This is a genomic window from Bacillus sp. mrc49 (assembly GCF_002803435.1).
This window is the reverse complement of record NZ_PHNG01000797.1, coordinates 1-20,696: the sequence shown is the minus strand read 5'-3', so window position 1 is coordinate 20,696 and position 20,696 is coordinate 1. Positions and strand designations below refer to the sequence as shown.

The following is a 20,696-nucleotide window of genomic DNA, read 5'->3' as shown; positions in this document are numbered from 1 at the left end:
ACCAGCCAATATGCTGGTTCCTCCTTTCATGTTTACAGTTGTTTCAATTCATTGATTCTGTGGATCACGGAATCGCGTTTCTCGCTATAGTCTTTTTCTTTGGCCCGTTCTTCTTCGATGACGCTTGCCGGCGCCTTCTTGACGAAGCCCTCGTTGCCTAATTTTTTCTGTACACGTTCCACTTCTTTATTGAGTTTGTCGAGCTCTTTCTCAAGACGTTTCACTTCTTCATCAATATTGATCAGTCCTGTCAGCGGAAGGATCAACTCCACGCCGGTTACGACAGCAGTCATCGCTTGGGCTGGCTCTTCGACTTCAATGCCGATCGTCAATTGTTCAGGATTACAGAATCGCTCAATATAGCTGCTATTCTTCTGCAGTGTCGTCAAGATGGACTCGTCCTTCGCTTTTAAAATCAAATTGATTTTTTTGCTTAGCGGCGTGTTCACTTCAGCCCGGATGTTACGGACGGAGCGGATGATTTCAACAAGCAGCTTCATTTCCTCGGCTGCAGCCGAATCCGTCAATTCTTCATTCACTTCCGGCCAAGCGGCAACAGTGATGGACTCCCCTTGATGAGGAAGGTTTTGCCATATTTCTTCGGTAATGAATGGCATGAAAGGATGCAGCAGCCTCATTGTGTTATCGAGCACGTAAGCCAAGATTGAACGTGTCGTTTTCTTTGCCGCTTCATCTTCACCGTATAAAGGAAGCTTCGCCATTTCGATATACCAGTCACAGAAGTCATCCCAGATGAAGTTATAAAGCACACGGCCGACTTCACCGAATTCATAACGGTCCGCAAGTCTTGTCACATTCGTGATCGTTTCATTCAAACGTGTCAAAATCCATTTATCTGCTACGGATTTCTCGCCGCTTAAATCGATTTCATCGTACGTCATTCCATTCATGTTCATTAAAGCGAATCGGGATGCGTTCCAAATCTTATTGGAGAAGTTCCAAACCGCCTCGACTTTTTCCGTACTGTAACGAAGGTCCTGACCTGGTGAGCTGCCAGTCGATAAGAAGTAACGCAGGGAGTCGGCGCCGTATTGATCAATGACATCCATTGGATCGACACCATTGCCAAGCGATTTACTCATCTTGCGTCCTTGTTCATCTCGAACGAGGCCGTGGATCAGTACATCTTCAAATGGACGTTCACCCGTAAACTCAAGCGCCTGGAAAATCATCCTTGAAACCCAGAAGAAGATGATGTCATAGCCCGTAACAAGTGCACCGGTTGGGTAGTAACGTTTGAAATCGACACTGTCCGCATCAGGCCAGCCCATCGTCGAGAACGGCCATAAAGCGGAGCTGAACCATGTATCCAGAACGTCTGTGTCTTGTTCCCAGTTCTCCGCATCCGCAGGCTCTTCATGTCCTACGTATACTTCACCTGTTTCTTTATGGTACCAAGCTGGAATGCGGTGGCCCCACCATAGCTGACGGGATATACACCAGTCGCGAATATTTTCCATCCAGTGTAAATACGTTTTTTCGAAACGGTCTGGAACGAAATGGACTTTTTCTTCATCTGACCCTTTTTGAAGCTCAACCGAAGCATCAGCAAGTGGCTGCATTTTAACGAACCATTGCGTGGAAAGATACGGCTCGACAACGGCTCCGCTTCTTTCTGAATGCCCGACCGAGTGCAGGTGATCTTCGATTTTGAAGAGCACACCCTCTTCCTGAAGATCTTTGACGATTTGTTTACGGCATTCAAAACGATCCATGCCTTCATATTTACCAGCCTTTTCATTCATCGACCCATCTTCATGCATCACGAGGATGCGCTCCAAGTCATGACGGTTGCCGATTTCAAAGTCATTCGGATCATGTGCAGGTGTAATTTTCACTGCGCCGGAACCGAATTCCATATCGACATAATCATCCCCGACAATCGGGATTTCCCGGCCCGTGATTGGCAGGCGAACCATTTTGCCGATCAAGTGCTTATACCTGTCATCTTCAGGATGTACGGCAACCGCCGTATCGCCAAGCATCGTTTCCGGACGGGTTGTGGCTATTTCGATTTCACCCGAGCCGTCCACTAACGGATATTTCATATGATAGAACGCACCCTGAACATCTTTGTAAATGACCTCGATATCGGACAGCGCCGTTTTCGTCGATGGGTCCCAGTTGATGATGTATTCGCCGCGGTAAATCAAGCCCTTATTATAAAGGGAGACGAATACTTCGCGGACCGCTTTTGAAAGACCCTCATCAAGAGTGAAGCGTTCTCGGGTATAATCAAGCCCTAGACCTAGCTTTGACCACTGTTCGCGGATATGGCTCGCATATTCTTCCTTCCATTTCCATGTTTCTTCAACGAACTTTTCACGTCCAAGGTCATAGCGGCTTACGCCTTCAGCACGTAGTTTCTGTTCCACCTTCGCTTGCGTCGCGATACCGGCATGGTCCATCCCCGGCAGCCATAAAACATCATAGCCCTGCATTCTTTTCATGCGCGTCAATATATCTTGAAGCGTCGTGTCCCATGCGTGGCCAAGATGCAACTTGCCTGTCACGTTCGGCGGCGGGATGACAATCGTATAAGGTTCTTTTGTATCATCACTCTTCGTTTCAAAAAACTTCCCATCAAGCCACCATTTGTAGCGGCCTTTCTCTATTGCCTGCGGATCATATTTGGTCGGCATTGAAATCTGGTTCTCTTCCATATCATTTCCTCCTTTTTGGGCATAAAAAAAACTTCCATCATCATAAAAGGACGAAGGAAGTTGTTCGCGGTGCCACCTTTTTTCCGAAAAAGAAAAATAATCCCTTTCGGCTCTCAAATCGGATAACGGCTCTTCACCGGCCTTCGCTACTAAAAATCTTTCACGAAAACTGCTCGCGGACGACTTCGGATGCTGCTGCCTGAAAGCCTCCCACCAATCGGCTTCCTCTCTGAAAAGTGCATTTCATCTTACTATTTCCGGTCTTAGCATTGATTTCTATTCATATGTAAAATCATTAAACGCATATAGTATATAGTACAAAAAAAAAGGGGCTAGAGTCAATCATCTTTTCGCTTACTTTTTTAACGAAGCAGGGCCATCCATATCTCATAGTATCCTTCACCAAGGGTCATTGTGACGGTTTTTTCACCTTTTCCACTGCCGCCCATAGAATATTAGACGTCCAAAAAAGGAAGGTAATAAATATGAAACGAAGATATACTCCCTATACTTTACCGCCTTGGATGAAAAAATTCCGCGGTGTTTGCCAGCAGTTCATCGTTCCCTTCATCGTTTTCCAAGGATTGCGGACCCTGATTTTCCCGACTTTCTTTGATATGCTCCTGTTGGTCGCATTCATTTTCCTGGCCATGTCTTTATATTTCGAATGGATTTAAGTATTCCCCTACAGCAAAAAAATATACATGACTGGAGATGATCCAATCATGTATATTTAGCTTGAGGGTGACTGCTCTTCTTTGGCAGCCTCGGCAGCCGCCTTTTTCTGCTGCTCGATTTCCTCGATTTTCATCACCATATACTCAATGTTTTTCAATAACCAGAATTGCCGCTGCAGTTGGGTGACATGATCCATCTCCGAGCGCATCGACCTGCCCTCCGAATATCCCTTCACCAGCTCCAAAGCAGATGAGGGAAAAGCAAGATAGCTTTGCATGAGCAGCAATTCTTCTTCCTTCAGCGGAAAATATCGCATATAGTTATATAGCCAATCGACGCAATCATCACTTTGGATCGGATAGGTCCTCGCCGATTTAACGAGAAAAGGCAATAAATCGAAATGAGGCGGTGCCGTATTCGAATTCTCAAAATTGATGAAATAGCCATATCCCCGTTCATCATAAACGAAGTGCTTAAGGGAAATCTTTCCGTGAGTAACGACGGTTCGAACCTTCTCACTTTCCTTCGTCTTTTCATACCAGGTTTCAAACTTCTTGATCGAGTACTTCAGGGCTTGTGAAATATCAGTGAAGAACGTGCACACCGACATTTCGAATGGCGACATATACCACTTTTTTTCACAACTGACAATATACTCATCCATAAAGTCCTTCTCATTATTCCAGGCATCAAGCGTCCGCTCATAATGTGCTTCCCGTTCTTCTATATCCACTTGCGTTTCTTTTACGGTCAGCGTATGCATCCGGGCAAGCTCCCGGAACAATTGCTTATGCTTTTCATCACGCTCCCCGTCCCCTTCGTTGTTCAACCACGGCATCAAGTAATACAAACGGCCATTATGAAGGACGGCATAACGTTGATCCATCGTTTGATAGATGGGAACGATCCGATTATAACCGCGATGGTACAGCATTTGGACATTTTTAATAAAATCTATGCCATTATTCGGTAAAATCGATTTCAAGGCAAACGTACCACGATCACTGTATACTTTCTTCACCCGTCCGAAATCCTCTATATATTGTACATAAAGGGCATATTCCCTTAAGACGGCTTCCGTGTCCCGATCCCGATTAGCCGACTGCTGATTCTCGTTTTCCCTCACGAGACCCACTCACCTTCTCTAAAAAACTAAAACCGTTACCTTAGTAAAAAACAGGAGCAGGCCATATGGATGCTCTGCTCTCTGTCACGGTTAATTTTTATAGGCAACCGCCTTCGGTATATAAACGACTTGACCTTCCTCGACACTCTGATTCGACTCCAATTCATTGCTGAAGAGTATCGATTGGACCGTTACATCATAACGCTGTGCCAAGTCTTCAAGCGTTTCTCCTTGCTGAACGATGCACACCTTCATCCTTACCAATTCTTCATCTTGCTTCCTGCCGAATAAATCCATGATGGAAGACTGCTTTTCCCCATGCTCAGTCGTTTCTTTTTCATCCCGTTCCGCTGCTTGCTTCCGGCCCTTATAAGTTTTCACTTCCTTATCTTTGGCTTGCGGTGCCGGTCTTTCCCTTTCTTTGAACAGGTCCCCTATCGATGAAGGAAGCTCAACTTCCTTTTCCACCTTCACCTGTTCGTTGAGTATTGGACCTGCGGCCACAACTTCATCCTCTTCCTGAAGGGCGCCGCCCTCGGTTTTGAACCGTGACACTGGACCGCTGGCAATTGGAACACTCTGATGATTGCCAGCATGCCCCTGACCTTCTCCCGCATTCAAGGACTCCATTGGCAATTCCACGTTCTCTGACGTTTTTTCCTGCCTGCTAGGCCTCTCTTCTTGCAAGGATAATACAGGTTCTTCGGACCCTTGTTCACTGGCATCCGTGTCTTCCTGCCTGCTTACTTCCGCTTCCCATTCCTCCTCTTCAGGATAAGGTGACACCGGCATTTCAAAAACAGGAGCGCTGTGCTGATCGCTTAAATAAATCGGCTCTTCTTCTTCCTCTTCGTTAGCTTCGGCTACCCGTTTTGCCTCAGCAGAAAATGGCGAATATAACTCATCTTCCTCCTCATCACGGAAAACAGGCTGAAAATCCGGAATGGTCGGCATTCCAGCCGCATAAGGAATGTAGGACTCATTTTCTCCATCCGTTTCTTCCTGTTCCTCCAATTCCCCTGCTTCCTGTTCCGTATCGAACCGCTCTTCCACATATGAATCATTGTAAATTCCAGTTATCAATAAATCCGCCTGCAGTTTCAAGTGATTATGTTCCGGCAACGCATAGTCAAAGCTCTGAATCGAGACATCGATTTCCTCCAATGAAGCAACCCGATTTGTCGGAATCGTTATATCAACCGGAAAACGGTGTGTGAACTCATTAAGTCCATTGAGATGCCTCTCGACCTTTTGCACGGCTTTTGGCAAAAAGGTTTGCGAAAACTCCTCTTGTTCACCATTTTGCGAGTCCTTGTATTCACCGCATAAGTCTAACGAGCCTCGTATAAAAACATATTGATCACTCTCTTGAATCGTCACATTCGGATCCAGGGAGATCGAATAAAGCTCAGCCACTTCCTGTCCCTTCTGGAACCAAACGGATTCCTCTAAAGAAAATCGTAAATGCGATTCATTTTCTTGCGACAAAACAACTCCTCCTTTCAACTTCAGAAACGGTACATATACCAATAACAATCTATGAAGGAAAACGATCAATTATTCCTTATTTTCATCTAAACCTATCTAGTCCACATTTTTGTCCGCAGCTTTAGAAGGAGAAATTTCATGACGCATTTTTTTGCTTTTTCATATAGTTCGGCTTACTGTTACCTTGATCCGGCCTGCACCCACATTTATTCGTCCTTCACCCAACTTAATCCGGCCACAATCGCGTAAATACAAAAAAGTCAGGCTCCCCTTCTCCAAAAGCATTTGGAGGAGGGGAGCCTGACTTAAGCGTTTTTTCGAATCATTTTTTTAATTTGGCAAAAGCCTTTTCTGCAGCTGAGATGGTTTTTTCGATATCTTCATCACTATGTGCAGTGGATAGGAATAAGCCCTCGAACTGGGACGGCGGCAGGTAGATGCCTTGGTCCGCCATTTCCCGATAGTAAGAGGCGAAAAATTCAAGATCGGATGTTTTGGCTGTATCGTAGTTGATGACTTCTTCATTCGTGAAGAATAGTCCGATCATCGAGCCTGCCCGATTGAATGTATGTGGAACATCGTACTTTTTGGCTGCTTGACCAATGCCTTTTTCAAGCATATCGCCTTTTCGAGTGAATTCTTGATAAGATTCAGGCGTCAATTGGCTCAGTGTTTCAAGACCAGCCGTCATGGCCAGCGGGTTGCCTGACAATGTTCCCGCTTGATAAATCGTTCCGCTAGGAGCAATTCGTTCCATCAATTCACGCTTGCCTCCGAAGGCTCCAACCGGCAGTCCACCGCCAATCACTTTGCCAAGGCAGGTAAGATCCGGCGCGATGCCAAAATACCCTTGGGCACAATGATATCCGACACGGAAGCCTGTCATGACTTCATCAAAGATCAATAAGGCCCCATATTCGGTCGTCACTTCCCGTAAGCCTTCGAGGAAGCCTGGCTGTGGCGCAACGACCCCCATATTCCCGGCAACCGGCTCGACGATGATACAAGCGATATCTTCGCCAAATTGTTCAAATGCATATTTGGTTGCTGCAAGATCATTATAAGGCACGGTAATCGTATTTTTGGCAATGCCTTCCGGTACACCGGGGCTATCCGGCAATCCTAACGTGGCAACGCCGGAACCTGCTTTGATTAACAAGGAATCTCCGTGTCCATGATAAGAGCCTTCGAATTTCAGGATTTTATCACGTCCTGTAATGCCTCGTGCCAACCTGAGAGCACTCATGGTCGCTTCCGTTCCGGAAGATACCATCCTGATCATCTCAATCGACGGCACGCGGTCTATGACCAACTTAGCGAGTTCATTCTCGATTACCGTAGATGTTCCAAAGCTAGTGCCCGATTCGGCTACCTTTTTCAATGCTTCGACGACACGATCATTTGTGTGACCGAGGATAAGCGGTCCCCATGAAAGAACATAGTCGATATATTCATTGCCATCGATATCATACATTTTTGAGCCTTTGCCACGCTCCATGAAAATGGGGTCCATGTCCACTGACTTGAAGGCACGTACCGGGCTGTTCACTCCGCCTGGCATCAAATTTACTGCTTCGGCAAACGCTTTTTTCGATTTTTCATATGACCGCATGATTCAATCCCCTTTTCCATTACCGGTTTTTTATTTTCTTTGTTGATCTTCGTCCATCCACCGTGCAACATCTTTTGAGAAGTACGTGATGATCAAGTCGGAACCCGCACGCTTCAATCCTGTCAGCATTTCCGTCACGATCGCTTTTTCATCGATCCAGCCATTTTGGGCAGCTGCCTTGACCATTGAATATTCACCGCTGACATTGTAGGAAACAACAGGGAGATTAAAATTATTTTTAACATCCCGGATGATGTCCATATAAGCGAGTGCCGGTTTAACGATTAGGAAATCCGCACCTTCAGCGACATCGGATTCCGCTTCACGGAATGCTTCAAGACGGTTGGCTGGATCCATTTGATATGTTTTCCTATCGCCGAATTGCGGCGCGCCATTCGCTGCATCACGGAAGGGTCCGTAAAAAGCAGAAGCATATTTCACGGCATAGGACATGATCGGTATATCTTCATATCCGGCTTCATCCAGTCCTGCGCGGATGGCTGCCACGAACCCGTCCATCATATTGGAAGGGGCGATGATATCAGCTCCAGCCTCTGCCTGGCTGATTGCCGTTTTCGCAAGAAGGTCCAGGGAAGCGTCATTGAGGATTTTTTCCCCTTCAACCACTCCGCAATGGCCATGGCTTGTATACTCACAAAGGCAGGTGTCAGCAATGACGATGACTTCTGGATATTGTTTTTTTATTAGGCGGGTTGCTTCCTGCACAAGTCCGTTATGGTGAAACGCCCCGGTGCCGTGTTCGTCTTTATCATGATCAAAGGGTACACCGAATAAAATGACCGATTTAATCCCTAGACTTACCACTTCATCCATTTCCGCCTCCAAGTTATCCATGGATAGCTGATAGATACCCGGCATAGAGTTAATTTCATTTTTTACCTGTTCACCATCAATGATGAAGATGGGATAAATCAAATCGTCTTTATGCAATTGTGTTTCACGGACCAAAGCCCTCATGCCTGCACTTGCACGCAAACGGCGGTGGCGATTGAATGGAATATTTTTCATTGTAAAGTTCCTCCCTTAGTATTTCGTTTCATGATGAAGTGAATGATATCGGCAACCATGGCGTCCGTCGTATAGACATCAGGACACACGTCTACTGATAATCCATGTTTAACAGCCGTCTTGGCGGCGATGGGACCGATGCATGCGATGACGATCCGGTCTATGTATGTACCCAATTCATGGCGCTCCATGATCTGCAGGAAATGATTGACCGTCGAAGAACTCGTAAAGGTTATGATGTCAATGGCATGATTCTTTATAAGATGAACGAGTTCTTGTTCGCTACTTGCTGGAAGTACGGTGCGATAGATGATCACTTCATCACATGATGCTCCACCTTCATTGATTGCCTCCGCAATGACGGACCTGGCTAGATTCCCTTTCGCCAGCAGCACACGGGTTCCAGGTTCCAATATGGTAATGAACTCCGAAACGAACCCTTCGGCAACAAATTCGGAGGGGACGAAATCCGCCTCATATCCGTACCGTTTCAGGGCGACTTCCGTTTTGGAACCGATCACCGCTATCTTCGGAAGAGTCCTTGGCCGTTTACCAAGAAGCTGAAAGAAGTAATCCACCCCATTTTGACTGGTCAAGATGATCCAGTCATAGGTATGAATCGCCGCTAAGCATTGACGGACCTCCTCCAAACGATCAGGCAGGGTGAACTCCAGCAATGGCACAAGAAGCGGCGTTCCGCCATTTTCCTCGATAGATGCCTTTAAGCCATCAGCCTGTCCTTTCCCCCTGGTGATCAATACCTGATAATCCTTAAGAGGCTGAAAGGGAGACATTACTGATCGAGCTCCGCTTTTACGCGATCGATCAATCCTTTACCGCCCATTGCACTTATTTTTTTGGCAGCTTCATGTCCGACTGCCTCGGGATCTTCACCCTCGACCATTTCCTTGTAAATCACCTTTCCATCCGGGGAAGCGACCAATGCCGTCAAGGCGACGGAGCCATTATCCTTTGCCACCGCGAAGCCGGCAATCGGTACCTGACATCCGCCTTCCATTTTATCCAAATAGGCACGCTCCGCTTCGACGGTCTTTTTCGTTTTTTGACATGTTAATTTAGCAAGTTCATCGAGCAACTCTTTATCATCTTCACGGCATTCAATTGAAAGCGCTCCTTGACCGACTGCTGGAATGCAAATATCTTCATCCAAAAATTCGGTAACGATCTCCCGCTCCCAGCCCATTCTTGAAAGTCCGGCTGCCGCTAAGATGATGGCATCATAATCTTCCGTTTTCAGCTTGTTCAAGCGGGTATCGATATTGCCGCGAATCCATTTGATTTCAAGGTCCGGCCTTCTTGCTAAAATCTGGGCGCCACGGCGCAGACTGCTAGTGCCGATGATGGAGCCTGGCTTCAATTCGGATAAGGTTTCATGATTTTTTGATATCAAGGCATCCCGGTGATCCTCACGTGGGGGTATGCACCCGATCGTCAAGCCTTCGGGAAGCACTGCCGGCATATCCTTCATGCTATGTACGGCCATATCGATTTCTTTATCGAGCATCGCTTGTTCGATCTCTTTGACGAACAAGCCTTTACCGCCTACCTTGGAAAGTGTGACATCGAGGATTTGGTCACCCTTTGTCACAATCTCCTTCACCTCGAACTCATATGGAGCCCCAAGTTCTTTAAGTTGGGCAATCACCCAATTCGTTTGGGTGATCGCTAATTTACTTCGTCTAGAACCGACAATAATTTTTCTCATAATTTCCTCCTAAGTATTCCAAAAGTGGAATGTTGAAAGGCTTCCGAAAAGGAAAAAGTTGATTAACACGATCATGAAGGATCCAATATTCAGAAAGGCCAATGTCCTTCCATACATTTGTTTCCGGATTTTTAAGTATAAGAACACACTGTAGCCGATGAGCAATATAAACGAACCGATGATTTTCATATCCAGCCACGATACACCCGGAACTTTTATATAGGCCCATTGGATGCCCAGGATAAGCGAGACCACCAATAAGGGAACTCCTATTGCCGCAAGGACATAAGACATATGCTCAAGCTTTGTTAAATCGCCGAGTCGAAGCAGCCTTTTGCCCCATTTCTTCCGTTTCAATAAATCATATTGAATCAAGTAGAGGAGGGAAAATACGAAAGAAAGCGTAAATGCCCCGTAAGAAAGGATCGCGAAGGTGATATGTATGAGCAACAGTTCCGAAACGAGACGCTGTGCAAGAACTTGCGATTCTATCTGTACAGGTGCAAAGGTATGGATGGCCATGACCATGAAGCCTAAGACATTCGTAAAAAAGACCGTAAAATCGACTCTTAGCAATCGATTGATGATTAATGATAAAGATACGAGGACCCATGCATAAAAGTATAAGCCTTCAAAAATCGTCAAAACCGGGAACCTTCCCGTTTTCCATACATACAGAAACAAAAAAATTGTTTGCAGTACCCAAACAATAGAAAGCAACCAGAAAGCGACCTTGTTCGCCTTCTGGTCATTATTAAGGAAGTCCATAAAATATAAAAGCATACTGATGGCATACAACAATACTGTGACTTCATGCAATCTTGTCATTAGTAATTCCATATCTACCTCATTACTGGACAGGAACTGGGTTTAGCAGGGATGCCTTGGAGCCGTTCCGTTCTTTTTCATCATCCTCCGCTACCAGGTGGTCTTCTATCAGTTCCTCCAAATGGAAGATTTTCACGAAGTTATTCAATTGCTCTTTTGCATTCGGCTCATCCGCCAGCTCTTTTGCATAAAGGATCGGATCTTTTAACATTTGGTTGATGATGCTCTTCGTATGCTTGTTCAATACCTTTTTGTCACGCTCGCTTAAATGCGGAAGCTTTCTTTCGATGCTTTCCATCGTTTCCTTCTGAATCGAAAGCGATTTTTCCCGCAAGGAAGAAATGACAGGAACCACGCCAAGCAAATTAATCCACTGATTGAAGTCGACGATTTCGGATTCAATCATCATTTCTATTTTCTCGGCGGCTTTTCTGCGCTCTTCGATATTCGCTTGCACGATCCCTTCAAGGTCGTCAATGTCATACAAGAAGACATTTTCCAGCTCGGCCAGCGTTGGGTCGAGGTCACGCGGAACGGCGATATCGACCATGAAAATAGGACGGCCCTTGCGAAGCTTATTTACGAATGTCATCATCTCTTTTGTTACGAGAAGATCTTTCGACCCAGTCGAAGTAATCAGGATATCCGCTTCCACTAAAGCGCACTGCAGCTCCTGAAGCTGTTTTGCCTTACCATTGAACCTGCCGGCCAAATCGACCGCTTTCTGAAAAGTGCGGTTAATGACCGTAACGCTGTCTGCACCATTGCTGTGAAGGTTTTGAATGGCCAACTCTCCCATTTTACCCGCACCAAGAATCAAGACGTTCTTGCCGTTCAGACCGCCGAAGATTTTTTTGGCAAGTTCGACGGCAGCATAACTGACAGAAACGGCATTCGTGTTGATTTCCGTTTCTGAATGAGCTTTCTTCGCCAATGTAAGGGCTTGCTTGAAGAGATGGTTAAAAACGGTCCCAATCGTATCTTCTTTCTGTCCCAGCATATAGCTGGAGCGTACTTGTCCCAAAATCTGAGTTTCCCCAAGTATCATGGAATTCAAGCCGCACGTAACGGAAAATAAATGCTCGACGGCCCCATCACCTTCATAGATGAACAGGTATTTAGAAAATTCCTCTTTATCGATATGGAACCATTCCGAAAGAAATTCCTTAATGTAATACCGGCTTGTATGAAGCTGGTCACCGACCACATATATTTCCGTTCTGTTACATGTTGAAATAATGATATTTTCCAAGATGCTTTTTTTATTTTTAAGAGCTTTCATTGCCTCGGCAAGTTCGGCTTCGTTAAACGATAGTTTTTCCCGAATTTCAACAGGGGCAGTTTTGTAATTAATACCAACCGCTAGAATATGCATCCTTTTGTTTTGCACCCCCAAAATTTTTCGTGTAAATTTATTATACCATGTACAAAAATTGATTCACGCAAATAATATGAACAGTTTATGAAAACATATGCTACCATGAAAAGACGGCTAAAACGCCAGGATTGCTCCAAAAGGTGTCTAGGCGGGATTTATAAGTTACATACATATTTCGACATAGTGTACAAAAGTACCATATCAAAAATGGCAAAAAACTTCAAGTAATCGAATTGGATAGGAGGATCACATGAAAACGCAACGCATTTTCCCTGGAATCGTTTTAATTGGTTTCGGCCTATATTTTTTTCTTGAGCATTCCCACATGGAAATCTTCCCAGGTTTTTATAGCTGGCCGACCCTATTATGTATAGTGGGCGCAGCCTTCTTGATTCAGGCCTATGGCGGCAATGAGTATGAGTCGATCCTGCCAGGCGTGATTTTGCTTGGTTTCGGTGCTCATTTTCACATCGTAAAAAACCTGGAAATTTGGCCGGATAATATAGGTATCTTTATTTTAATCATCTCACTGGGTTTTATACTGCGGGCCCGCAAAACAAATACTGGAATGTTTCATGGGTTGATACTGCTGATCATTTCGATTCTATTTTTATTCTATGATAAGATCACAACCTCTTTCGGGCTGGTTGAAACGAGCACGGCGAATATCGAAAGGTTTTGGCCATTTGCCTTGATGGCAATCGGCATCTATTTTTTAGTTCGTAAAAAGTGATCGGGGCAAAATTCATATTGAAAAAGGGTATTCCGGATGCGGAATACCCTTTTCATTTACATATATTTCTTGAGGACACCCCAAGCCTGTTCTTTCCCTTCGCCCGTTTCACCAGAGAAAAGAAGCAATTCATCTTCTTTTTCCATATTTAACGTTTGGCGTGTGACTTTCAAGTGCTTCTGCCATTTGCCTTTCGGAATTTTATCCGCTTTTGTGGCGATGACGATCCTTGGAAGGTCATAATGCTTCAGGAATTCATACATCGCGATATCATCCTTTGTCGGCGGATGACGCAAATCGACGATCAGAAGCGCAGCACGGAGCTGATCACGGGAAGTGAAATACGTTTCGATCATTCTTCCCCACGCATCACGTTCGGTTTTGGATACCTTTGCATAGCCATAGCCTGGAACATCGACAAAATGGAGTGCTTCATTAATGATGTAAAAATTCAAAGTCTGCGTCTTGCCCGGTTTGGACGATGTTCTCGCCAGGTTTTTCCGGTTGATCATTTTGTTGATGAAACTCGATTTCCCTACATTGGAGCGGCCAGCCAAGGCAAACTCCGGGATTGGAGTATTGGGATATTGATCAGGCTTTACGGCACTGATGACAATATCTGAACTTGTCACTTTCATTCGTCCACACCTACCAATGCATGTTCAAGGACTTCATCTACGTGTGAAACTGGAACAAATGTTAATGCTTTACGGACACTCTCCGGGATATCATCAATATCCTTTTCGTTATTTTGCGGGATGATGATTTTCGTAAGTCCTGCCCGGTGAGCCGCTAAAGATTTTTCTTTAAGGCCGCCGATTGGAAGAACCCGTCCGCGTAATGTAATTTCGCCTGTCATGCCTACCTCTTTTCTGATCGGCCTGTTGGTAAGGGCCGATATTAACGCTGTTGCAATCGTGATGCCTGCAGAAGGACCATCCTTAGGGACAGCACCTTCCGGGACATGAATATGAATATCATATTTTTCATGGAAGTTCGCATCAATATGAAGTTTCTCGGTTTTTGAACGGACATAGCTGAAAGCCGCCTGTGCAGACTCTTTCATTACATCGCCAAGCTTGCCAGTCAATATAAGCTTTCCTTTACCTGGTGATAAGGAAACCTCGATTTGCAGCGTATCGCCGCCAACCGAAGTGTAAGCCAAGCCATTGGCTACTCCGACTTGGTTCTCGACTTCTGCCTGTCCATAGTGGAACATCGTTTTCCCCAGAAACTCCTCGACATTCTTATCAGAAATGACGACCCGCTTTTTCTCCCCGGACACGATGATTTTCGCAGTCTTCCGGCAGATGCCAGCAAGCTGTCTCTCCAGACTCCGGACACCGGCTTCCCGGGTATAATAACGAATGATTTTGGTTAGAGCTTCCTCACGGATTTGCAATTGTGTCTTCAATAAACCATGGCTTTCCAACTGTCTAGGCAGAAGGTGATCCTTGGCTATATGAAGTTTCTCTATTTCAGTATAACCTGCAATCGAAATGATTTCCATACGATCACGAAGCGGGCCAGGAATGGAGCCCAAATTGTTCGCCGTCGCTATGAACATGACTTTGGATAGGTCATACGTTTCTTCAATATAATGGTCACTGAAATTATGGTTTTGCTCTGGATCGAGCACCTCAAGCATCGCCGCGGATGGATCGCCCCTAAAGTCATTGGACATCTTATCCACTTCGTCCAGCAAAAAGACGGGATTGATCGTTCCCGCTTTTTTCATGCCCTGGATGATCCGTCCTGGCATTGCCCCTACGTATGTGCGGCGATGGCCGCGGATCTCTGATTCATCACGCACTCCACCAAGTGAGATCCGGACAAAGTTCCTATTCATGGATGTTGCGATTGATTTAGCCAAACTGGTTTTCCCGACACCAGGAGGACCAACCAAGCAAAGGATCGGCCCCTTCAAGGAATTGGTCAATTGCTGGACCGCCAAATACTCCAGCACCCGCTCTTTCACCTTTTCCAAACCATGATGATCCCTATTCAGGATTCTTTCAGCTTTATGGATATTCAAATCATCTTTCGTCGCATTCGACCAAGGAAGCGAAATGAGCCATTCAATATAGTTGCGGATGACAGAGCTCTCAGCAGAGCTTGAAGGCACTTTTTCATATCGGTCCAATTCCTTTAAGGCCGCTGCCTTTATGTGCTCAGGCATGTCCGCTTCTTCAATCTTTTCGTTAAGGACTTCAATCTCGCCAGTCTTTCCTTCTTTATCGCCCAATTCTTTTTGTATGGCTTTCATTTGTTCACGCAGATAATATTCCTTTTGAGTCCGTTCCATTGAACGCTTGACGCGCTGGCCGATCTTTTTCTCGAGAAAAAGAACCTCTTTTTCATTATTGATGATTTCGATTACACGGCTCAATCGCTTTTTCATATCGATGGTCTCTAGCACTTCCTGCTTCTCCTTCAACTTCAGAGGCAGATGCGAGGCAATGATATCGGCCAATCTCCCTGGCTCTTCAATATCGGAAGTGGATGTGAATGTTTCACCGGTTATTTTCTTGGACATTTTTATGTATTGTTCAAAATAATCCAGAAGAGTGCGCATCAATGCTTGATGTTCCGCATCCTTTTCATCACTGTCTTCATATATTTTTATTTTGGCACCATAATGTGTCTCATAATCGTAAAATTCAACGACCTCTGCCCGGTTCAACCCTTCCACCAATACCCGGATTGTCCCGTTCGGAAGCTTCAGCATCTGTTTTACTTTTGTTAAAGTTCCCATTTTAAATAAATCTTCTTCACCTGGTTCGTCCAACGAAACATCTTGTTGTGTCGTCAAAAATATAAGATGGTCTTCCACCATTGCTTTCTCAAGGGCTTGTACCGATTTGTCTCGGCCTACATCTAAATGAAGTACCATCGTTGGATATACAAGCAATCCTCTAAGCGGCAGGAGGGGGACGATGATTTCTTTATCAGTCATTTCCTGACACCTCCATCTTTTTAGTATCGTCGTTGTAAACTATTTACCCATGTTCTCGACCTTTTAACAATTCTATCCTATTTATATAGAAGTGTCTATTCGTTTACCTTGACACGTTTCTACTGCTCTTATTATCTCCAATATTAATTAAAAAAGCACGCCTGAACTTGCGATTATTTTTCCCAAATGGACTTCATTATAATGCCCCGGTTCTATTAAGCCGGGGCATTTCCTTTATACGCTTTCTTTTTTTGATAGGTCCAAGGACGTAAGGATTTGTTCTGACATCATTTCCTTTTTCAGTGCGTGATCCAGCACTTCTTTTACATGTGTAACGGGGATGATTTCGATATCCTTGATTTCCAATAGCAGCGGCTGCATGTTATCGGCCGGGATGATCACTTTCTTTGCCCCCGCTAGCTTCGCGGCCTTGATTTTCGGTATGACTCCGCCAATCGGCTTGACTCCGCCATGGATGCTGATTTCCCCAGTCATTGCTATTGTGTGGTCAACAGGGATTTTATAAATGGCCGAGTATATGCCCGTTGCCATAGCAATCCCTGCAGAAGGTCCGTCGACGGGACTTCCGCCTGGGAAGTTCACATGGATATCGAATTGATCGGCAGGCACCCCCATCGACCGGAGAACCGTGATCACGTTTTCGATCGAACCTTTCGCCATGCTCTTGCGGCGGATCGACTTGCCATTTCCGCCGCCAATGCTCTCTTCTTCCACGATGCCGGTGATATTTATCGAGCCTTTCTCATTCGATGCAGCCATGACGGTAACTTCGATTTCCAGTAATGCCCCTGAGTTGGGACCATATACTGCAAGACCGTTGACTAGACCTATTTTTGAATTCGTTTCTATTTTCCGGTCCATGCGTTGGGTCAATTGACTGCTATGCGCCATCCAATCAATATCTTCTTCTCTTATGAAGCTCCTGTTTTCATTAATCGAGATTCCGGCAAGAGTCTGGATCATATTGACCGCTTCCCTGCCATTACGGGCATAATCGGAAATCGACTGCAATCCCTTTTCACTTATCGTGATCCCCACTTTATCGGAGGCATTCTTGGCTACTTTCATTATTTCTTCCCGGTCCAGCTCGCGGAAAAAAACCTCTATGCATCTTGAACGGATCGCGGGTGCAATTTCATTCGGCGTCCTCGTTGTCGCTCCAATCAGGCGAAAGTCGGCAGGAAGCCCATTCTTGAAAATATCATGGATATGAGTGGGAATATTTTGATTTTCCTCTTGGTAATAGGCACTTTCCAGAAAGACCTTCCGATCCTCCAAAACCTTTAAAAGTTTATTCATCTGGATGGGATGAAGCTCCCCTATTTCATCTATGAACAACACCCCGCCATGAGCATTGCTGACAGCGCCTTGCTTTGGCTGCGGAATGCCAGCCTGTCCCATGGCCCCGGCCCCTTGATAGATCGGGTCGTGAACCGAACCAATCAGCGGATCGGCAATCCCCCGCTCGTCGAATCTGGCTGTAGTCGCATCCAATTCAACGAAAACGGCTGAATTCTTAAAAGGTGACTTGCCATTTTTCTTAGCTTCTTCAAGAACAAGTCTGGCTGCTGCCGTTTTCCCAACCCCCGGAGGGCCGTAAACGATCACATGCTGGGGATTCGGTCCACATAATGCAGCTTTTAATGATTTAATCCCATCTTCCTGCCCGATGATTTCGGTGAATGTGCTTGGCCTTACCTTCTCCGCCAATGGTTCCGTTAATGAAATGGATCTCATCTTCCTTAATTGGTCCATTTCCTTTCGTGAATCTCGGTCAATCGAAACCTTTTGGGTCCGCTGGCCTTTCAATAAGTTCAAAAAATACAATCCAATAATAATCCCAAAAAACAGCTGAATAAACAACGCCAATCCTGTCCAATTCATTCTATTCCCTCCTGCACTCTCCTAGTTTGTCATTTCTGTTAGTATCTCCTTGGGAAGGGCGAAATTATCCAAGAAATCAACGTTGTAAATTTTTGGGGTTTTGGCGGGGAAAATCCCGTTTTCCCGTTCAGGTTGAGGTTAGACTTTCATCGTCTAAAGTTTTGGTGAGTTTATACAATGACCGTTTCATTGCACTGCAGGCGCTCCCCTTTCCACGGGCGGTCCTTGAGCCTCCTCGGCGCTTGTGCGCCTGCGGTGTCTCACGAAGACACGCATTTCCCGCAGGAGTCTCGCCGCCTTCCGTTTCATTCCCCTTTATGTGAACAAGAAGTGGAAATCTCCATTGCCCACAGTATGGGGGAATCTGTACTTGGACCGTTTCATTGCACTGCAGGCGCTCCCTTTCCGCGGGCCGGTCCTTGAGCCACCTCGGCTTTCAGCCTGCTGGTCTCAAGTGGACGCGCAATTCCCGCAGGAGTCTCGCCGCCTTCCGTTTCATTCCTCTTTGTGTGAACAAGAAGTGGAAATCTCCATTGCCCACAGTATGGGGGAATCTGTACTTGGACCGTTTCATTGCACTGCAGGCGCTCCCTTTCCGCGGGCCGGTCCTTGAGCCACCTCAGCTTTCAGCCTGCGGGTCTCACGTAGACGCGCAATTCCCACAGGAGTGCCGCCACCTTCCGTTTCATTCCACTTTACGTGAAAATGTATTTCGAATCCTGCCTAATCACAGGTTTGGAGGACATGGACATTGACCGTTGCTTTACTTTTCAGGCACTCGCTTATCCAGAGGAGGTCGGGAAAAGGGTGAGCTACATTTTGGGTCTTGACTTGTTTAAACAGTTCTTCTACCGCGCCTAGCCACCGAAACATCGGACAAGAGGATAAGATCAAGCGTGCAATTTGCAAAAAAAAAAGGGTTTCGGAATGAAATCACTCCGAAACCCTTTTTCTATACATGAAGACAGCCAGGTTGTACTGGCGTCTTACTTTTCACATTCATTAAGCGGATGTTTTCTTTTCTTGACCCTTGATGGTCGTGCCATCTTTAAGGACAAGCTTTGGAGATTCGTTTTTGGAAATCGTGTTGCCTGTGATCACACATTTTGCAACATCATCACGTGAAGGCAGATCGAACATCACTTCTAGAATGATGCCTTCAATGATGGAACGCAATCCACGGGCACCCGTTTTACGCTCAATCGCTTTTTTGGCAATTTCACTTAAGGCTTCCGGTTCGAATTCCAATTCGACATCATCAAGCTCAAGTAATTTTTGATATTGTTTAACAAGAGCATTTTTCGGTTGAGTCAGGATTTCAATCAAAGCGGCTTCATCCAATTGCTCAAGAGTCGCAATTACTGGCAGTCGTCCGATGAATTCCGGGATCAATCCGAAACGAAGCAAGTCTTCAGGAAGTACTTTGGAAAGCAATTCTTTTTCCGCAATATCATCCTTTTTCACATCAGAGCCAAATCCAATGACCTTTTGGCCAAGACGGCGTTTGATGATCGGTTCGATGCCATCGAATGCACCGCCACAAATGAACAGGATATTGGTCGTATCGATTTGAATGAATTCTTGATGCGGATGTTTACGTCCACCTTGAGGCGGCACGCTTGCAACCGTTCCTTCAAGAATTTTCAATAAAGCTTGTTGCACGCCTTCTCCAGATACGTCACGCGTAATCGAAGGATTTTCCGATTTACGGGCAACTTTATCGATTTCATCAATATATATGATGCCTTTTTCCGCTTTTTCAACGTCATAATCGGCTGCTTGAATCAATTTAAGGAGGATATTTTCCACATCTTCCCCTACGTATCCAGCTTCCGTCAATGAAGTCGCATCAGCAATGGCAAAAGGAACATTCAATAGACGTGCCAGCGTTTGTGCAAGAAGGGTTTTCCCGCTTCCTGTCGGTCCGATTAGGGCAATGTTACTTTTCGAAAGCTCGACATCGTCGACTTTGCTATTGGAATTGATACGCTTATAATGATTGTAAACCGCAACAGCCAAAGATTTCTTCGCCTGTTCTTGTCCAATCACGTATTCATCAAGAATTTCCCGGATTTCCATAGGTTTAGGTACATCTCTGAATTCCACTTCTTCATCAGTACCAAGTTCTTCCTCGACGATTTCCGTACAAAGCTCGATACACTCGTCACAAATATATACACCTGGACCAGCAACCAGTTTACGGACTTGTTCTTGTGTTTTTCCGCAAAAAGAACATTTCAACTGTCCTTTTTCATCATTAAATTTAAACATGTACGTTCACCCCTTTAAATACTCTTCCAACTCTAGTACATAGCGGTACCCAATCTTAATTGAAAAAAACTAGGCACACCTCTAGTTAAGCATTCCAAATCCCTAGTATGTTTTGCATTTTATCATGTTCTTGGAAGTTTAGTAACAAAAATGCTCACGCGTCCGAGTTGTTAAATAAGTACAATAATCAATCAATATGTATTTGCCCTTTACCAGTATGCCCAAAACTTTTGATTTTTAAAATTAGGATTCGCTGTATAAATATGTATATGCGGTATTAGA

General features: G+C 45.3%; 16 protein-coding genes and 1 other annotated feature. Of the genes, 3 read left to right on the top strand and 13 right to left on the bottom strand.

Annotation, left to right across the window (positions count from 1 at the left end):
- Nucleotides 1-32: 32 nt before the first annotated feature.
- Nucleotides 33-2,684 carry a valine--tRNA ligase gene (locus tag CVN76_RS25890; protein WP_100533640.1) on the bottom strand — a complete coding sequence of 884 codons (2,652 nt, stop codon included), beginning with the start codon at nucleotides 2,682-2,684 and terminating at the stop codon, nucleotides 33-35.
- A 43-nt stretch (nucleotides 2,685-2,727) separates the two neighbouring features.
- Nucleotides 2,728-2,958, bottom strand: a binding site (T-box leader).
- A gap of 211 nt (nucleotides 2,959-3,169) precedes the next feature.
- Here CVN76_RS25890 and CVN76_RS25885 point away from each other — a divergent pair.
- Entirely contained in the window at nucleotides 3,170-3,361 is a 192-nt protein-coding gene (locus CVN76_RS25885) for a hypothetical protein (protein WP_061143490.1), read from the top strand.
- Nucleotides 3,362-3,417: 56 nt separating this feature from the next.
- Here the strand turns inward: CVN76_RS25885 and ysxE are convergent, their stop codons facing one another.
- The 8 genes from ysxE to hemA all read right to left on the bottom strand — a co-directional run bounded on the left by ysxE (nucleotide 3,418) and on the right by hemA (nucleotide 12,546).
- Complete coding sequence (gene ysxE / locus CVN76_RS25880) at nucleotides 3,418-4,488, bottom strand: spore coat protein YsxE (RefSeq protein WP_100533600.1); 1,071 nt, start codon at nucleotides 4,486-4,488, stop codon at nucleotides 3,418-3,420.
- Between the two features lie 90 nt (nucleotides 4,489-4,578).
- The gene (gene spoVID, locus CVN76_RS25875; protein ID WP_100533599.1) at nucleotides 4,579-5,976 is read right to left on the bottom strand and encodes a stage VI sporulation protein D; all 1,398 of its coding nucleotides are present in this window, start codon (nucleotides 5,974-5,976) and stop codon (nucleotides 4,579-4,581) included.
- A 322-nt stretch (nucleotides 5,977-6,298) separates the two neighbouring features.
- Nucleotides 6,299-7,588 carry a glutamate-1-semialdehyde 2,1-aminomutase gene (gene hemL, locus CVN76_RS25870; RefSeq protein WP_100533598.1) on the bottom strand — a complete coding sequence of 430 codons (1,290 nt, stop codon included), beginning with the start codon at nucleotides 7,586-7,588 and terminating at the stop codon, nucleotides 6,299-6,301.
- A gap of 30 nt (nucleotides 7,589-7,618) precedes the next feature.
- Nucleotides 7,619-8,617: a porphobilinogen synthase gene (gene hemB / locus CVN76_RS25865; protein WP_100533597.1), complete on the bottom strand. Its 999-nt coding sequence runs from the start codon at nucleotides 8,615-8,617 to the stop codon at nucleotides 7,619-7,621.
- Nucleotides 8,614-9,411, bottom strand: a complete 798-nt coding sequence (locus CVN76_RS25860; RefSeq protein ID WP_100533596.1) for a uroporphyrinogen-III synthase — start codon at nucleotides 9,409-9,411, stop codon at nucleotides 8,614-8,616. Before CVN76_RS25860 ends, hemB begins: the two co-directional genes overlap by 4 nt.
- Nucleotides 9,411-10,343 carry a hydroxymethylbilane synthase gene (hemC, locus tag CVN76_RS25855; RefSeq protein WP_100533595.1) on the bottom strand — a complete coding sequence of 311 codons (933 nt, stop codon included), beginning with the start codon at nucleotides 10,341-10,343 and terminating at the stop codon, nucleotides 9,411-9,413. Before hemC ends, CVN76_RS25860 begins: the two co-directional genes overlap by 1 nt.
- Nucleotides 10,344-10,352: 9 nt before the next feature.
- A complete protein-coding gene (locus CVN76_RS25850; protein WP_061143497.1) occupies nucleotides 10,353-11,183 on the bottom strand; it encodes a cytochrome C assembly family protein in 831 nt (276 codons plus the stop codon).
- A 10-nt stretch (nucleotides 11,184-11,193) separates the two neighbouring features.
- Nucleotides 11,194-12,546: a glutamyl-tRNA reductase gene (hemA, locus tag CVN76_RS25845; RefSeq protein WP_100533594.1), complete on the bottom strand. Its 1,353-nt coding sequence runs from the start codon at nucleotides 12,544-12,546 to the stop codon at nucleotides 11,194-11,196.
- Between the two features lie 253 nt (nucleotides 12,547-12,799).
- Between hemA and CVN76_RS25840 the strand changes: the two genes are divergently transcribed.
- On the top strand, nucleotides 12,800-13,282 hold the full coding sequence (locus tag CVN76_RS25840) for a LiaI-LiaF-like domain-containing protein (RefSeq protein ID WP_100533593.1): 483 nt from the start codon (nucleotides 12,800-12,802) through the stop codon (nucleotides 13,280-13,282).
- A 56-nt stretch (nucleotides 13,283-13,338) separates the two neighbouring features.
- Here CVN76_RS25840 and yihA read toward each other — a convergent pair whose 3' ends face one another.
- The 3 genes from yihA to lonB all read right to left on the bottom strand — a co-directional run bounded on the left by yihA (nucleotide 13,339) and on the right by lonB (nucleotide 18,143).
- On the bottom strand, nucleotides 13,339-13,920 hold the full coding sequence (gene yihA, locus CVN76_RS25835; RefSeq protein WP_061143500.1) for a ribosome biogenesis GTP-binding protein YihA/YsxC: 582 nt from the start codon (nucleotides 13,918-13,920) through the stop codon (nucleotides 13,339-13,341).
- Nucleotides 13,917-16,238, bottom strand: coding sequence for an endopeptidase La (gene lon, locus CVN76_RS25830; protein ID WP_100533592.1), 2,322 nt, complete (start codon nucleotides 16,236-16,238; stop codon nucleotides 13,917-13,919). Before lon ends, yihA begins: the two co-directional genes overlap by 4 nt.
- Nucleotides 16,239-16,472: 234 nt before the next feature.
- Entirely contained in the window at nucleotides 16,473-18,143 is a 1,671-nt protein-coding gene (lonB, locus tag CVN76_RS25825) for an ATP-dependent protease LonB (protein ID WP_100533591.1), read from the bottom strand.
- A 370-nt stretch (nucleotides 18,144-18,513) separates the two neighbouring features.
- Here lonB and CVN76_RS31270 point away from each other — a divergent pair, with 370 nt between their 5' ends.
- A complete protein-coding gene (locus CVN76_RS31270) occupies nucleotides 18,514-18,756 on the top strand; it encodes a hypothetical protein (protein ID WP_157805441.1) in 243 nt (80 codons plus the stop codon).
- A gap of 389 nt (nucleotides 18,757-19,145) precedes the next feature.
- On the opposite strand, the gene clpX is transcribed toward CVN76_RS31270, so the two are convergent.
- Nucleotides 19,146-20,414 (bottom strand): ATP-dependent protease ATP-binding subunit ClpX, encoded by a 1,269-nt coding sequence (gene clpX / locus CVN76_RS25815; RefSeq protein WP_061143503.1) that lies wholly within the window; start codon nucleotides 20,412-20,414, stop codon nucleotides 19,146-19,148.
- Between the last annotated feature and the right edge of the window lie 282 nt (nucleotides 20,415-20,696).

Coding starts and splice junctions, on each gene's coding strand:
- yihA (WP_061143500.1), bottom strand. CDS start 13,920: ATGAAAGTGACAAGTTCAGATATTGTCATCAGTGCCGTAAAGCCTGAT.
- hemB (WP_100533597.1), bottom strand. CDS start 8,617: ATGAAAAATATTCCATTCAATCGCCACCGCCGTTTGCGTGCAAGTGCA.
- CVN76_RS25840 (WP_100533593.1), top strand. CDS start 12,800: ATGAAAACGCAACGCATTTTCCCTGGAATCGTTTTAATTGGTTTCGGC.
- CVN76_RS25860 (WP_100533596.1), bottom strand. CDS start 9,411: ATGTCTCCCTTTCAGCCTCTTAAGGATTATCAGGTATTGATCACCAGG.
- CVN76_RS25890 (WP_100533640.1), bottom strand. CDS start 2,684: ATGGAAGAGAACCAGATTTCAATGCCGACCAAATATGATCCGCAGGCA.
- hemC (WP_100533595.1), bottom strand. CDS start 10,343: ATGAGAAAAATTATTGTCGGTTCTAGACGAAGTAAATTAGCGATCACC.
- lon (WP_100533592.1), bottom strand. CDS start 16,238: ATGACTGATAAAGAAATCATCGTCCCCCTCCTGCCGCTTAGAGGATTG.
- hemA (WP_100533594.1), bottom strand. CDS start 12,546: ATGCATATTCTAGCGGTTGGTATTAATTACAAAACTGCCCCTGTTGAA.
- lonB (WP_100533591.1), bottom strand. CDS start 18,143: ATGAATTGGACAGGATTGGCGTTGTTTATTCAGCTGTTTTTTGGGATT.
- CVN76_RS25850 (WP_061143497.1), bottom strand. CDS start 11,183: ATGGAATTACTAATGACAAGATTGCATGAAGTCACAGTATTGTTGTAT.
- hemL (WP_100533598.1), bottom strand. CDS start 7,588: ATGCGGTCATATGAAAAATCGAAAAAAGCGTTTGCCGAAGCAGTAAAT.
- CVN76_RS25885 (WP_061143490.1), top strand. CDS start 3,170: ATGAAACGAAGATATACTCCCTATACTTTACCGCCTTGGATGAAAAAA.
- clpX (WP_061143503.1), bottom strand. CDS start 20,414: ATGTTTAAATTTAATGATGAAAAAGGACAGTTGAAATGTTCTTTTTGC.